The sequence below is a fragment of the Fortiea sp. LEGE XX443 genome, assembly GCF_015206815.1.
Classification (GTDB): Bacteria; Cyanobacteriota; Cyanobacteriia; order Cyanobacteriales; family Nostocaceae; genus Nostoc_B.
Map to the genome: position 1 here is coordinate 57,508 of NZ_JADEXZ010000015.1, position 15,750 is coordinate 73,257.

General features: G+C 41.4%; 9 protein-coding genes. 5 read left to right on the forward strand and 4 right to left on the reverse strand.

The window, feature by feature from the left end; genetic code table 11:
* Positions 1-63: 63 nt before the first annotated feature.
* The gene (locus IQ259_RS08600) at positions 64-1,005 is read left to right on the forward strand and encodes an NAD(P)-dependent alcohol dehydrogenase (RefSeq protein WP_193883657.1); all 942 of its coding nucleotides are present in this window, start codon (positions 64-66) and stop codon (positions 1,003-1,005) included.
* A 65-nt stretch (positions 1,006-1,070) separates the two neighbouring features.
* Here IQ259_RS08600 and IQ259_RS08605 read toward each other — a convergent pair whose 3' ends face one another.
* Positions 1,071-1,796: a Uma2 family endonuclease gene (locus IQ259_RS08605; RefSeq protein ID WP_193883659.1), complete on the reverse strand. Its 726-nt coding sequence runs from the start codon at positions 1,794-1,796 to the stop codon at positions 1,071-1,073.
* Positions 1,797-2,621: 825 nt separating this feature from the next.
* Here IQ259_RS08605 and IQ259_RS08610 point away from each other — a divergent pair.
* Complete coding sequence (locus tag IQ259_RS08610) at positions 2,622-5,435, forward strand: tetratricopeptide repeat protein (RefSeq protein WP_339383851.1); 2,814 nt, start codon at positions 2,622-2,624, stop codon at positions 5,433-5,435.
* Positions 5,436-5,547: 112 nt separating this feature from the next.
* Here IQ259_RS08610 and IQ259_RS08615 read toward each other — a convergent pair whose 3' ends face one another.
* Complete coding sequence (locus IQ259_RS08615; protein WP_193883661.1) at positions 5,548-5,781, reverse strand: hypothetical protein; 234 nt, start codon at positions 5,779-5,781, stop codon at positions 5,548-5,550.
* 161 nt (positions 5,782-5,942) lie between these two features.
* On the opposite strand from IQ259_RS08615, the gene IQ259_RS08620 reads away from it, so the two are divergent.
* Positions 5,943-8,036, forward strand: coding sequence for an NAD(P)/FAD-dependent oxidoreductase (locus IQ259_RS08620; protein WP_193883663.1), 2,094 nt, complete (start codon positions 5,943-5,945; stop codon positions 8,034-8,036).
* A 7-nt stretch (positions 8,037-8,043) separates the two neighbouring features.
* Here IQ259_RS08620 and IQ259_RS08625 read toward each other — a convergent pair whose 3' ends face one another.
* Complete coding sequence (locus tag IQ259_RS08625; RefSeq protein ID WP_193883665.1) at positions 8,044-9,621, reverse strand: hypothetical protein; 1,578 nt, start codon at positions 9,619-9,621, stop codon at positions 8,044-8,046.
* Positions 9,622-10,106: 485 nt separating this feature from the next.
* A complete protein-coding gene (locus tag IQ259_RS08630) occupies positions 10,107-10,349 on the reverse strand; it encodes a type II toxin-antitoxin system Phd/YefM family antitoxin (protein WP_193883702.1) in 243 nt (80 codons plus the stop codon).
* A gap of 473 nt (positions 10,350-10,822) precedes the next feature.
* Here IQ259_RS08630 and mutS point away from each other — a divergent pair, with 473 nt between their 5' ends.
* Both mutS and IQ259_RS08640 read left to right on the forward strand, forming a co-directional pair.
* The gene (gene mutS / locus IQ259_RS08635; RefSeq protein WP_193883667.1) at positions 10,823-13,393 is read left to right on the forward strand and encodes a DNA mismatch repair protein MutS; all 2,571 of its coding nucleotides are present in this window, start codon (positions 10,823-10,825) and stop codon (positions 13,391-13,393) included.
* Positions 13,394-14,680: 1,287 nt separating this feature from the next.
* Positions 14,681-15,646: a terpene synthase gene (locus IQ259_RS08640; RefSeq protein ID WP_193883669.1), complete on the forward strand. Its 966-nt coding sequence runs from the start codon at positions 14,681-14,683 to the stop codon at positions 15,644-15,646.
* The last annotated feature ends 104 nt before the right edge of the window (positions 15,647-15,750 follow it).

The following is a 15,750-nucleotide window of genomic DNA, read 5'->3' on the forward strand; positions in this document are numbered from 1 at the left end:
AATCGGCAGCGATCGCTACACTAAAGGCATAGGCAAGCAATACAGGGTTGCAGGGGGAATGCTATGAAGGCAGTCATTATCCGGGGCTATGGAAGCACTGATGTTTTGCAGTATGAAGATTGGATGCAGCCGCAAATTAAGCCTGACCAAATACTTGTGAAAGTCCACGCCAGCAGCGTTAACCCCGCCGACTGGAAGATTCGCAAGGGAATGTTGAGTGTGTTGACAGGTAGAAACTTTCCGTTGATTTTGGGGTTTGATGTGGCGGGAGAGGTGGTAAGTGTTGGTTCCCAAGTCACGCGCTTCAAAGCTGGAGATGCGATTTACGGTAGCACTAGCTTTCCTGGCGGTGCATACGCGGAATTTGCAGCCATTCCTGAGAATTTAGCAGCACCCAAACCAGCAAATTTGAGCTATGAAGAAGCAGCCACCGTACCTTTAGCCGCGCTGACAGCTTTGCAAGCTTTACGTGACTTGGGAAATATCCAAGCTGGACAGACAGTTTTGATTAATGGTGCTGCGGGTGGCGTGGGTATATTTGCAGTGCAAATTGCTAAGGCTTTGGAGACAGAGGTAACGGGAGTTTGCAGTACCAAAAATCTAGATTTTGTTAAATCTCTAGGCGCAGATAGTGTTGTTGATTATACGCAACAAGACTTCACCACAGAGTCAACAAAGTATGACATTATTTTTGATACAGTTGCCAAACGAGCATTTTCTACCTGTAGAGAAGTGCTGAAACCAAATGGAATTTATGTTACAACTTTGCCTACGCCTGAAGTTTTGATCCAAGGTTTGTTGACAATGTTTTTACCTGGTCAAAAAGCGAAATTAGTAGTTGAAAGACCAAATAGCCAAGACTTGATTTATTTAAAAGACTTGATTGAGGCGGGTAAAATTCGCGCTGTCATCGACCGGACTTTTTCATTGCAAGAATTAGCGGCGGCTCATGCTTATAGTGAGAGTGAACGGGCTGTTGGTAAAATTGCGATCGCAATTAATTGATACTTCACGCACAGATGCAGAGAGTCAGAGTTTTAAAATACTCCTCCGCGTCTATGTGTACAGTTTTAGGCGATCGCTTCAGGATCAATACCTAACTCACGTAACTTAGCTGCTAAGATATCAGCACGTTGGCGTTCTTGTTCCGCCTGTTCACTACTCCATAACAGCAGATTTCCTTCTCTATCCCACCACCTTAGCCAATTAATGGTTTGGCATAATCTTTCACCCCGCCAAATTCCGAGAAACAACTCTAACTCTGGAATCCAGAATCGTCCATTTGCATCTGCTGTTTGCAAAGTATATTGTCCATTTTCCAAACATCTTACTTCCAGACTTGGTTCGTAAGGATCGTAGGCGACGTAGGTAGGAACTTGCAGAATTTGTTCGTAAAAATGGAGTTTACCATAAGGTGGAGTTGAGCGCACTGATAATTCTCCACCTTCTGTGTCTGAGAGAAATTCCATCACTACCGCCACAGCCGCACCTTCTAAATGTGGGGTGTAACTGCGACGAATCACATCAGCGGCTACTGGTTGGACTTGAGGGACGTAAAACCAATCTGGTGCTTTGACGACGATTTTTTTATTGACTGTGGCGACAAGCCCAAAATTAGAGCCAATCAGCATTTGAGGTTGGATGCGCCCGGAACTTCCTAAAGCATCGGTAAGTGCTGCGGCTAGAGTAGGTTGCTGAATATTTTCCACTGGATCATCAGGTAAAATGAAGTCGGCTGGAAGGGCTTCCCAGGTAATATTTAGTTCTTTTTGGATGGGGTTAATTTGTAGAACCATATAAATACTCCTAAGATTAATTCATTATTATTAGCTTAGTAGTGATGCCATTTCACCTAATTCATCTAGGTAAATTATACTGATGCGATCGCCTCATCTCACAAACTTTCAGCGAACTAAATTTAACCGTCGAACAAATTTTTCAAAGCATCGCCTAATCAAGCGCGTTAAAATTTACAGCAGTATTTAACGTAGGTTGGGTGTAGCAAAGCGAAACCCAACAGATATATAGATGGCGATCGCTTGACTTTAAAGACAGTCACTACAATTTTTAGCAAATGCGATTATCGAATTTTGACATTTCAGGTTCTAAACGAAAACATTCTTGTTTCAAGTAAAAACGTTCCTGTTTGAAGTGAGAACATTCTTGTTTGAAGTGAAAACGTTCCTGTTTTGAGCTTGAAGTTTCGTGTTCTGAGGTGGAATGATGGAGTTCTGAAGCTGAAACTTCGAGTTCTGAAGCTGAAAGTTGAGCCTTTTTACTCAAACGTTGAGGTTCAAAGGGTGAAAGGTGAGGCTTTGAGGTGGAAGCGTCAGGAAATTTTCTGCGTTGGATGTTGTGGAATGTTGTTTTGTCTCACGCAGAAGCCCAGAAGCGCAGAGAAAAATAAGAAAGTTTTTGACTTTTATCACAATTGTTTTGCGGAAAGTGCTGAATCCGGCATGATTTACTTAACAGTAATCAGTGAACAGTGAACAGTAATCAGCAATATATTTTGAAGTCCTTCACTTCTAAAAAGTGGTAGTCAACAAGAGTCAAATCTCCAACTGAAACCGTGATAACTGATAACTGATAACTGAACTATACAAGCTTGTGAGTTGACTGTGAAAAAATTACTCAGTGCGATGAATGCTGCGGGTATCTATCTTGCACCTTGGATGGTAGCAGGTGTGATGACAACAGGGTTATTGTTAAGTATGCCAGTCATAGGAATAGCACAACAGCAAATACCCGCATATTCAGCAGAGCAACAAGCAGCCATAAAGGAAGCTTTAGAACTGAATGAACAGGTAGTCAAGTTATATCAAGAGGGTAAATACACTACCGCCATCCCTTTAGCAGAACGCGCACTGGCTATTAGAGAGAAGGTGTTGGGTAAAGAACATCCCGATGTCGCTTCTAGCTTGAATAATTTGGCTCTACTGTACGATTCACAGGGCAATTATCAACAGGCAGAACCATTGTATCTTCGTTCTCTAGCTATCCTTGAGAAAGTGCTAGGCAAAGAACATCCTGATGTCGCTTCTAGCTTGAATAATTTGGCTGAACTGTATCGAACACAAGGAAATTATCAACAGGCGGAACCATTGTTTCTCCGCTCCCTGGCTATCGCAGAGAAGGTGCTGGGGAATGTTCATCCCGATGTCGCCTCTAGCTTAAATAATTTGGCTCTACTGTACGATTCACAGGGGAATTATCAACAGGCGGAACCATTGTTTCTCCGCTCCCTAGCTATTTGGGAGAAGGTATTGGGGAAGGAACATCCCGATGTCGCCTTAAGCTTGAATAATTTGGCACAACTGTATTATGCACAGGGAAATTATCAACAGGCGGAATCATTATTTCTCCGCTCCTTGGCTATTTTAGAGAAGGTGCTGGGTAAGGAACATCCCAATGTCGCCCTAAGCTTGAATAATTTGGCTGAACTGTATCGAACACAGGGAAATTATCAACAAGCAGAACCATTGCATCTCCGCTCCCTGGCTATCACAGAGAAAGTGCTGGGTAAGGAACATCCCAATGTCGCCACTAGCTTGAATAATTTGGCTCTACTGTACGATTTACAGGGCAATTATCAACAGGCGGAACCATTGTTTCTGCGTTCCCTGGCTATCCGAGAAAAGGTGCTGGGTAAGGAACATCCCAATGTCGCCCTAAGCTTGAATAATTTGGCTGTACTGTATTTGGCACAGGGTGATATTACCCGTACTACCGATTTCTTACGGCGTGGGCTAGAAATTGAAGCACAAAACCTTAATCTGATTTTTGCTGTTGGTTCAGAACAAAGAAAACAGAGTTACCTTAGAACTTTTCGAGGTGCAACTTATCGTAGTATTTCACTGTCCTTGCAGGAAGCTCACAACAATCCAGCAGCCGCATCTCTAGCCTTAACTACGGTACTCCGTCGCAAAGGTTTGGTGTTAGATGCTGTAGCCGACAGTATCCAAATCTTACGCGCTCAACTCGACAAAAACCCGGAAACTCAAAAATTATTCGCTCAATGGCTGCAAGTACAACAGCAACTCTCAGCATTAATCTACTCTCAGCCAGAAAAACAAACTGCTAACCTGAAAACTCAACTAGAACAACTGGAAGCCGAAAAAGAAAAAATAGAAGCCGCTATCAGTACTAAAAGTGCTGAATTCCGTCAGCAAACACAACCAGTAGAGTTAGCAACCATTCAAGCCAAAATCCCCAAAGATGCAGCCTTGGTAGAGATTGTCCACTATCAACCATACAACGCCAAAGGCAAAACGGATGCTCAAAAGTTAGGTAAACCACGTTATGCGGCGGCTGTATTGCGCTCCAAAGGCGAACCCAAGTGGCTTGATTTAGGCGAAGTCGCAGAAATTGATCAATTAGCCATTGATTTCCGCGCAGCATTAGCCACAGGAAAACCATTCAAACAACTCGCCCGCACTTTAGATAAAAAATTAATCACACCAATCCGCCCTTTATTGGGTGATGCGAGTCATATTTTAATTTCTCCTGATGGGCAATTAACATTAATTCCCTTTGAAGCCTTAAAGGATGAGCAAGATAAATTTCTGATTCAGCGTTATGCTTTTTCTTACCTCACCAGTGGACGAGATTTATTAGGCTTCCAGTCAAATAATAACAATGCTTCTGCGCCTGTAGTGCTGGCAGATATTGACTACGACAACCAAACACAAACTGTAGCTTCTGCTAAAACAACTAATTCCAGAGGTTTACAAAATCGACGTTCTGGTGATTTGGCAAACTTGATATTTGACCCGTTAGCGGCTACTAAAGATGAAGCCGCAGCCATTAAAAAGGTTTTACCTGATGCAAAATTACTATTAGGTAAAGAAGCCACAGAAACCGCAGTCAAACAACTACAAAGTCCGAGTATTTTGCATTTGGCTACTCACGGTTTCTTTATTACCGATGTCGAACAAAATCTCAATGCTTCATTAGATTTTGAAGAAACACCACGTCAACCGAAGATTTTACAAGTTGAAAATCCCTTGTTACGTTCTGGTTTGGCGTTGGCTGGGTTTAACAAACGCAAACAAGCGACAAATAATAATGATGATGGTGTACTAACAGCGTTGGAAGTTGCTGGTTTAGATTTGCGTTCCACTGAGTTAGTTGTGCTATCGGCTTGTGAAACTGGTAAAGGTGATATCAAAGTTGGCGATGGTGTTTATGGCTTGCGTCGTGCTTTGGTAATTGCTGGTTCACAAACTCAGGTTTTAAGTCTGTGGCTGGTGGATGATGCGGCGACGAAGGATTTAATGGTGAAGTATTACCAGAATTTAAAAGTGGGTAAGGGGAGACATGAAGCGTTACGTTCTGCACAGTTAGACTTGCTCAATAGTCAGGAGTATGAGCATCCGCAATATTGGGCGGCTTTTCTTCCTTCTGGTAACTGGACACCGTTGAGTGGCAAGTAATATTATCTTCGTTGAAAGGCTCAGAGGGCAGGGGTATAAGGAGTGAGAATGTTTTCCCTTCTGACTCCTGTTAGCGTAGCGGGGCGCAGTCCATTCTGACTCCTGAATTCATTTATGTAAAACTTTCCCAGGATTGAGCCAGCAGTTGACTTAACCAGCGTCGTTGCTGCCGATCTAGCAATGGATCATCCTCAAGTACCTGCGCTGTTAAATCTTCTAAAGATTTACCTTGAGAACGGACAATTTTAATAACTCCTGCGATCGCTGAAGCTACAAGTTCTTCATCAACTGGCCTTTGTTGTAAAGCAAAAATTTCTTGAGGGCTGTCTGGAATGGGATAATTCATGGCGTGGGTTTACAAAGTTACAAAAATGAACAAAAATTTTGACAAATTATTAAAAGTTCTTTACAGAATCTTTATTTGAGTAATAGGGCGGAGTGTACCTTAATTTTCGCCATTAATAAATCTGTCGAAATGAGTATTTTAAACGGAGAAGTCAGAAACACATGAAAGAAGTCCTTTATTTAGAAGTGCCGATTTCAGACACGGCAGCTGTAAGGCGTTGGCTGCAAATGGATTTTCAGCCAGGAATTGGCGAAAAAACATTGACCCCAGATGGCTTCTGCCTGAAAATACTTACAGATACTACAGCATTTAAGCAAACAATTTCCGAAAAATTACCGACTGAACTTTCTATTTTTGTTTGGTCAGTCCAGAGAACTACTTATTTAAAGGTCTTCCGTTGGGCAGATCAGCCTTTCCCTCAAGAGAAGGAGATTGTGCTACGCCTCAAGACGGAAATCAGACAGCGCTTTCCCCATCGCTACCCTGAACCACCAACCATTGATTTATCCCAACAATCAATTTTTGAAGCTTTAGCGCCATATTACCCACTCACGGTTAAATATTTTCAAAAAATGCCCAATGGCGAATACGACCTCAAACGTGCCTATTGGTGGGAGCAACGATGGCGCGAAGGTGTACGTAATCCCAAAGAACCGCGTCAGGTAGTCTTTTCTTTTCCCCCTAGCCCCCTGCCCCCAGCGCTTCCCAATCTTCATTACGACCTGATTTACATCGGCGGCGCACTCGGAGCAGTCCATGCGGCGGTTATGGCCAAACTGGGATATAAAGTACTGTTGGTGGAACGTTTACCTTTTGGGCGAATGAACCGCGAATGGAATATTTCTCGTGATGAAATTCAAAGCTTGGTTAATTTAGGTTTGGTGACAAATGCTGAGTTAGAAAGCATTATTGTCAGAGAATATAAAGATGGCTTCAATAAATTTTTTGATGGTAATAATCCGCCTAAATTGCGATCGCCAATTCTACACACACCCACAGTTTTGAATTTAGCCTTAGACTCGGAGAAATGGCTGCAAATGTGCGGACAAAAGCTACGGGCGGCTGGCGGCGACATCTGGGATGAAACTGAGTTTATGGGTGTGGATATTGACAAATCACAAGTTGCGGTTACAGTCAAGCATTTGCCTACGCAAGAACAAAAGCAAGTAACTGGGCGATTGTTAGTAGATGCAATGGGAACTGCCTCCCCAATTGCTTGGCAATTAAATGGTGGCCGCGCCTTTGATAGTGTCTGTCCCACTGTGGGCGCAGTTGTTGATGGGGGATTTGAGCCTGAGGTGTGGGATTCCCAATACGGAGATGTGCTTTACAGTCACGGCGATATTTCGCGGGGTAGACAATTAATTTGGGAATTGTTTCCTGGTGCGGGTGAAGAACTGACGATTTATTTATTTCACTACCACGAAGTCAATCCTGAAAATCCCGGTTCTCTGCTAGAAATGTACGAGGACTTTTTCACTATCTTGCCAGAGTATCGTCGCTGCGATCTGGATAAACTGGTGTGGAAAAAGCCGACATTTGGATATATCCCAGGGCATTTTAGTACGAGCAGTAGCGATCGCACCATTGCCTTTGATAGATTGATTGCGATCGGTGATGCTGCATCTCTTCAGTCTCCCCTTGTATTTACGGGTTTTGGTTCCTTGGTGCGGAATTTAGAACGATTAACCACACTGTTGGATACAGCCCTCAAGCATGACTTATTAAGTTTTCGCCACTTGAATAAAATTCGCGCTTATCAAAGCAATGTTTCGGTGACTTGGCTATTTTCTAAAGGCATGATGGTACCAACTGGAAAATTTTTACCGCCCCAAAGAATTAACTCCATGCTGAATACATTCTTTGGTTTATTGGCAGATGAACCGACGGAAGTTGCGGATAATTTCATTAAAGATCGGTGCGATTGGTTAACCTTTAATCGCCTAGCACTCAAAGCCGCCCGCAAAAATCCCGCCTTGCTGTGGTGGATTTGGGAACTGGCTGGCCCCAAAGATTTATTCAGATGGCTGGGTAATTATTTTAACTTTAGTAGTTATGCCCTAGTTAGTACCTTGCTGAATCCTTGGTTTCCCCATTTCCTATGCCGGATTCAACCGTGGCTAGAACCCCGGAATCCGGCATTGTGGTTACAATTACTCGTAATTAGCTACGCAATTACCACAGGTAAACCGCGATCGGCAAATCAAACACCAACAGTGAAATCAGAAGCAATAATACCAATTCGTAATTCGTAATTCGTAATTACGAGTTATTTTGACTATTGGTTTGAAAATTCGGTAATTCCACCGAAGCTAAAGATTTACGTCCCTTGGGTGGACGCTGGGGATAAACTACTGGTGACGGTGATTGAGAATCATTACTAAAGTCACCAGTGATTTCTTCGGAAAATTCTGTTTCTGAAGATTCCTCAGTATTTTGTGGTGTAGTTTCTGACCAATAATTTTCTGGCTCTTCAGTTGCCTTCTGAGTGTGCTGCAAAGTAAAGGAAAGTGGGGAATTATTTTCTGGTAAAACCGTGGATTCCTCGATCACCGAACTAGATACAGTTATAGGAGCATCGCTTTCTCTTGCTAATGCTTGCAATTGTTGTTCTATCGTAGTTTCCGATTGTTCACCATTTGTCACCCAAGTTTCCCAAATCGGGACATCAGTTTGATTGCTGGAGATATTGGTTTCGGTGTTAGTGGGTGGTGAAGATAGAGGCTGGGAGGCAAAGAACATTTGAATGAGACTATCTATTTGCTCATCTAGCTTTGCTGACTCATCAGATGAAAACGTTTCTGATATAGTTGGCTCATCATCCATTTCTGAGGAAGCATCCGGTTCAGTCGATTCTGATGTTTCTTCCTTACTCGGCCAGTTCCAAGGAGATGATGGCTGGGGAGCATGGTTACTATTGGTGTATGAGGGTGGGGTCGAAGATTCACCCCAAGGATGAGCAACATTCTCAGAGGAAGATTCTGGTTCTGCTGACCAAGGTCGAATTGGTTGTACGTTAGGAAATAAAGACCGTGCCTTTCTAGAAAATCTGCTTTGTTTAGTAGCACTATTGTCAGAATTATTTGCGTCGTCTGGGGTATCGTCGCTGACAGTAGGTGGTTCTAAACATTTTTCTAAAGCTGCCTTAAATTGCAGCGTTTGACGCTGTTGGCGCATTAACCGAGTACGTAGTTCTCGACAAGTAGTTTCTGACTGTAATACTTGTTGAGACTGTTCATGGTAATTAGTTTGCAAGAACGCACACTCTCGTTCTAACTGGGCGAGGCGTTGTTGGCTAATTTGTAGCTGTGCTTTATAGGTTTCGAGCAAACTTTCTTGACGTTGGACAGTTTGTGTAGTAGTGTCTAACTGTTGAAATAGGGACTGAATTTGTTCTTGGGCGGCAATTAGTTCCTGAGCTTGTTGGTTGAGCATTGACTCAGTGACACTGGAACGCCTTTTCTGCCACTGCAATGCTTTTTCTGACTCAGCTAGGTCATCTTTGAGATGTTCTACTTGTTCGTACAATTCATTGTTAGCAGCACGCAGTTCTTCATTTAATATCAGCAGTTTCTGAAATTCATTGTCAATTACTGCCTGTTGTCCACTGTCTGGTTCTGCTACCCATTCTTCTTGGGTAACATTTTCAGAGGATTGAGGATTTGGCGGCTCGTGTTGTTGGTCTTCTGCTGGTTTGAGGAGTGGCAATTGCCTCATAGCCAGATTTTCAGAAGGCACAACTGCATAAAAAGGACAGCTCGCTTGCTCTGGTTGTAGCGAGTTAGCAGAATTGAGAGATTCCATTACAGCCTTGTTGTTTGAGGTGTCAGCTTCATTCATCACTCTTGACCCACCCACCTAAAGATACTTAGCACTGCTAGTTTGAGCATTGCTAATTAACTGTGTTCGCTCGGAGTTTAATCTAGAAGCCAAGTTGAATTTTCCCCAAGCATGAGTCACTAGTTAGTTTTCCCATTTTTGCATCTGGAACTGAAGACGTTATAACATTATGAGCTTACAACCCGTCAACTTTGGGCTAGATGCAGGTTTGTAGTTCAAATGCTACTAATTGTACAGATTTCAGCGCAGATGCCTAACAGAGGTGTTAGCCCCCTTGGCTTCGGTAAACAATGATTGGGTAGTAGTAGCTTCCTGGCAAAAAAATCCCGGCGCTAGAAAGACATTAGCGCTGTATATAATTTAGCAAACACCTTGCTTTTAAGGGAACAGGGGTGTGAGACTTTACGTTAACTTATGCTTCTTCATGCCAAACACTCAAAAATTCCACCTGATTTTGCATATCTTCGTGTAAACTAAACGCCAACTCACCAATCCAATTCCTCATCGCATTCTTGAATAGGAGTTGCTAGTCCTTTTTTGATAGATTCTCGCATTCCAGGAACAAATAACAGGTAGAGAGTTTCCTGAATTGCAGACCAATCTTTTTCTGACAGCAGAATAGCATTACCGCGATCGCTTTGAATAATTACAGGTTGACCTTGTTCTGCAACTTGATCGATTAACTGTTGCAAATGCTTTTGAGCTTCGTTGACGGGAAGCGAAGACATCATGATGTTTTTGGCTGACAATTACTTTATTTTATCTACAAACAGCGAGTGATAGCAGTTGATGGAACAGTTTTTGATTAGAGGCAGGGGGCAGGGAGCAGAGAGAAGAGGGGACTGTAGGTACAAACCGAACTTCGTTCAGGCTCCCTTGCTCCCTTTCACCTTTGGTTAAAACCCCATCTCTTGTAGGTGGCTTTTCTCCCCTGCTTTTTTATGACAAGCAAATGCCAGGGTTTTTGGATACCCAGGAACACAGACAGGGACGCGAGCTGCTTTTCCAAAAGTCCGCTTGGTACTGTTGATTGAAGCCGGAATACATTTAATGGTAGATGCCTTGTATTGCGATCGCCTATTCACTACATTACAAGGCAACATAGAAGCATAAAAAAATATTGAGCGATCGCCACTCGCCTTCACATCACGTTATCATCGAGTATTGTGGCTTTTCCGTGCATGAATCCTTGCATCTATCTATGACTGCTTCTGACTCTGACAACCAGCCAACGGAACCAAATCAACCCCCTGCGCCTCACGCTGATACGCGATTGGTAGACCGCAGTAAGCTGAGTAAGATGTATCAGCATTATGTGGAAACTAAAGATAAGTATCCTCATGCGCTGTTGCTGTATCGAGTGGGCGATTTTTTTGAAACTTTTTTCCAAGATGCTGTAACTGTCTCTAGGGAACTGGAATTAGTTCTCACCAGTAAACACGGCGGCGAAGTTGGACGGGTGGCGATGACTGGTGTCCCTCACCACGCTTGGGAACGCTACACTACCCTATTGGTGGAAAAAGGCTATGCAGTGGTGATTTGCGACCAAGTAGAAGATGCCTCTGAAGCTGTAGGTTTGGTGCGCCGAGAGGTGACCCGTATCCTCACCCCTGGTACTTTGTTAGAAGAGGGAATGCTGAAATCAAGCCGCAATAATTATTTGGCGGCTGTGGTCATTGCTGGGAGTCATTGGGGTTTAGCTTATGCAGACATCTCAACTGGAGAATTTCTCACAACTCAAGACAGTGATTTAGAACACCTCACCCAAGAATTAATGCGTTTGCAACCTTCCGAGGTGCTATTTCCTACCAACGCCCCTGATTTAGGTGTGTTGCTGCGTCCAGGGGAAACTTCACCCCATCTTCCTCAATGTTTACCACCATCATTTTGTTATAGTTTGCGATCGCAAGTACCCTTCACACAAGGGGAAGCTAGAAGTAAATTATTGCAGAAATTTAAGGTGCGATCGCTCGAAGGTTTGGGTTGTGACCATCTGCCTTTGGCTGTACGGGCAGCTGGTGGTCTTTTAGAATATGTGGAAGATACGCAAAAAGAAAACACAGTCTCTCTGCAAAGGCTACGCACCTATACACTCACAGACTACCTAATCATTGACCACCAAACCCGCCGTAACTTAGAAATTACGCAAACAGTCCGTGATGGTACTTTTCACGGTTCCCTGTTGTGGTCGTTAGATAGAACTAGCACAGCGATGGGTAGTCGGGCTTTGCGGCGTTGGTTATTGCAACCGCTACTCGATAGTAAAGGCATTTGGGCGCGACAAGATACAATTCAAGAGTTAAAAGAAAATACACCTCTGCGTCAGGATTTGCGCTACCTATTACGGCAAATCTACGATTTAGAAAGATTGACAGGACGAGCGAGTTCTGGTACTGCTAATGCTAGAGATTTAATCGCTTTGGCCGATTCTCTCTCACGTCTACCAGAATTAGCCCACGTCGTAGCTGATGCTAGTTCTCCTTACCTGAAAGCTTTGCAGAAAGTACCACCTGTATTAGAAGAATTGGCACAAAAAATTCAAGTTCACGTCGTCGAAGCACCACCTTTACATTTAAAAGAAGGCGGATTAATTCGTCCAGGTGTTAATGTTTTGTTAGATGAAAAAAAGGCGACTGTAGAAGCAGATCATCAATGGATTGCTAATCTAGAAGTAGATGAACGGGCGAAAACAGGAATTCCAACTTTAAAAGTAGGATTTAATGAAACCTTTGGTTACTATATCAGCATTTCTCGTACCAAAGCCGACCAAGTACCGGCAAATTACATCCGCAAACAAACTCTGAAGAATGAGGAACGTTATATCACCCCTGAACTGAAGGAACGAGAGGCGCGAATTCTCAGCGCCAGGGATGATTTACACAAGTTGGAATATGAAATTTTTGTGGCGTTGCGGGAAGAAGTCGGAGAACAAGCGGAGGCGATTCGCCAACTTTCTCGCGCTGTCGCCGCGGCGGATGTGTTGTGTGGTTTAGCTGAGTTGGCGGTACAACAAGGTTACTGTCGTCCTGAAATGATATCAGGAAGAGAGATAGGAATTGTTGCTGGCCGTCACCCAGTGGTGGAACAGTCTTTACCTGCGGGTTTCTTCGTCCCAAATTCAACTCAGCTAGGGAGTAGTGAAGAAAGTTCTCCACTCCCTGATTTAGTCATTCTTACAGGGCCAAATGCTAGTGGCAAAAGTTGTTATCTGCGTCAAGTGGGTTTAATTCAGTTAATGGCGCAAATTGGCAGTTTTGTCCCGGCTAAGTCTGCAAAGTTGGGAGTATGCGATCGCATTTTTACCCGTGTCGGGGCGGTAGATGATTTGGCAACTGGTCAATCTACCTTTATGGTGGAGATGAATGAAACCGCAAATATCCTCAATCATGCCACATCTCGGTCGTTAGTATTATTAGATGAAATTGGGCGCGGGACGGCAACATTTGATGGTCTTTCCATTGCTTGGGCGGTAGCAGAATATTTAGCAATAGAGATTCGTTCGCGGACAATTTTTGCTACTCATTACCACGAATTGAACGAGTTGGCAAGCATGTTACCCAATGTCGCCAATTATCAAGTGACGGTAAAAGAATTACCCGACCAAATTATCTTTCTGCACCAAGTCCAACCGGGTGGTGCTGATAAATCCTACGGCATTGAAGCGGGAAGGTTGGCTGGCTTACCAACAGTGGTAATTCAACGGGCGAAACAAGTCATGGGTCAAATTGAAAAACACAGTAAGATTGCGATCGGGCTAAAAAATTTAACATGAGTCTTTAATAGAGACGCATCAACGAGAAAGGGTGAGCCAAATTTTCTCGACTTACACTTCAGTTTTAATTATGTAAAACTAAATAAGCATAGTTTAGTGATTTTTTCAACTACCATTTGAAGTAAAGTAAATAATACATAATATATATTTTATATTATGTATTATTTATTACTTTATATTTTTTTTAAATTTGTATCTACCATTGGGAGGAAAAGCTTGTGAATATTCAGTTTCTTTATATTTATTTTACAAATGCTTAGAAAAACTATTTTTATTACAATATTTTATGTGATGGATACATGACAATTTAGTATTTTTACTTAAAAAATAAGTATTTTTTGACGTAAGCAATTTGCTTTTATTAAGGATAAAAGTTTTCTAACAGTTTAGGAAAAATCAGTTACATAACTTGTTTGTGTTAGTCATACCAATTTAAAAAGAATGTAACATCTAAATAGAAATTACCCGCAACCTCAACCTTGACAAGGGCGGTGATTATCTGTGACAAACATTTTTTAATTGGTATTAAACCTAAAAATCTTCAGCCAAAATTTACAATCACTTAGATCAAAAAGTATTATTTTTAACAATGTATATATAAAATTTAATTTCACTTCATAATTACACAAAAATACAGTTATCTTTTTCCTGAAAATATTAAAAAATGATAAATACGGTTGGGTCTTAAGTCTAAATTTTGGCTAAATACAGTCTCAAGTAAAGTTAAACATAAGTAGTAGTGCAAAAATATTTATATATTTTGAAAACTTCAAACCCTTGTCATTGCGAGGAACGAAGCAATCGCAACATATATTTAATTTTGCTTAACCACTTAGTGGCTTTAGACAAAAAAGAAAGCTTTAGACTGTATAAAAATCAGCGTAAGTGTCATAAGTGCTGTTCATTAAAGTTTTCACAATACCATAGCAACCTTATTTGATTGGTAAAAAATTTCATTTTGCCTATCATTCATCGTTGGTTATTTGTCACGAATGATTTAGGGCTGTTATACGATATACACCATCATATAAGATGAGGTTCAAACTCTGCATGACATTTGTATTAGGTATGCAGACATAAAAACATATCATCAAAATGTGGTGCTGTTGTTTTGTAACTCTTCTTTTATGCCTAAAAGGTAGACAAAGCATTGGTAAGAATTCAAATATCTACTTTTTGTCTGAGACATCAATTACTTTAGCTATTGCTATTTAAGGTGTCAATCCTAAAATTAGCAACTAGCAATGATTTCACCATTTTAGCATCTCTTAAAACTACTGAGGATTTATGCAAAAGTTAATTTTGCCTGATTTATACTGCCCATTTCCATCCCAAATCAATAAATATGTTGATTCGCTAGAAGAATCTGCAATAGAATGGGTTTTTCGTTTCAATCTTATGACAGATGATTTAACTTATCAGCGCTTCTTAAAAGCCAAATTTTATATGTTAGTTGCACTTGTCTACCCTTACTGCCAACTAGAAGAACTAAAAGTTGCTAATGACTGGATGAGTTGGGTATTTATTTGGGATGACCAATGCGATATGTTACATTTAAAGCCTGAAGTGCTAACTATCTTTCATCAAAGATTTATTCAGATATTAAACGGTGCAGAACTTACAAGTCAGGATATACCTTTTAGTCACGCCTTAAGTGATATAAGACAAAGAATGCTTCAATTAGACAATAAAAATTTATTCAATTACTTCATTCATACCTTTGAAGACTACTTTGATGGTTGTGAGCAAGAAGCAAATATTAGTATACAGAAAATCACGCCAAATGTCGAGACTTATATGAATATACGTAGGTCAACTATAGGAGTGGAAACTTCCCTTGCATTAACCGAATTTTGTGACAAATTAAATATTTCAGATTTTTTAAGAAACCACGAAATCTTAAAAAAACTAAAACGGATGACAACTAATATTATTTGCTGGTCTAATGATATATTTTCATTTCCAAAAGAAGTTGCAATTGGCCATGTTCATAATCTAGTGTTGATATTACATTACCAACAAAAAATTTCTTTGAGTGCAGCAGTTGATATTGTTGTTGAAATGCACAATAAAGAGGTCAGAAATATGATTGAATTGGAAGCCTCTATTCCATCTTTAGGAGAGGATTTAGACACTAAAGTCGCAAAATATGTATTAGGACTACATGCTTGGATAAATGGTCATCTTGAATGGTATTCTTACTCTGGTCGATATCAAATTAGAGAAAATATAAGTCTAGCTAAAGTAAGCTAGATGTTAAGTTCATCAGCATATTTTAAATAAGGAATACAACTGTTTACTTCTAAGGAATTTTTGGAGCAATTTAGTTTTGCTCGACACTCAAAGAGTATCAATAG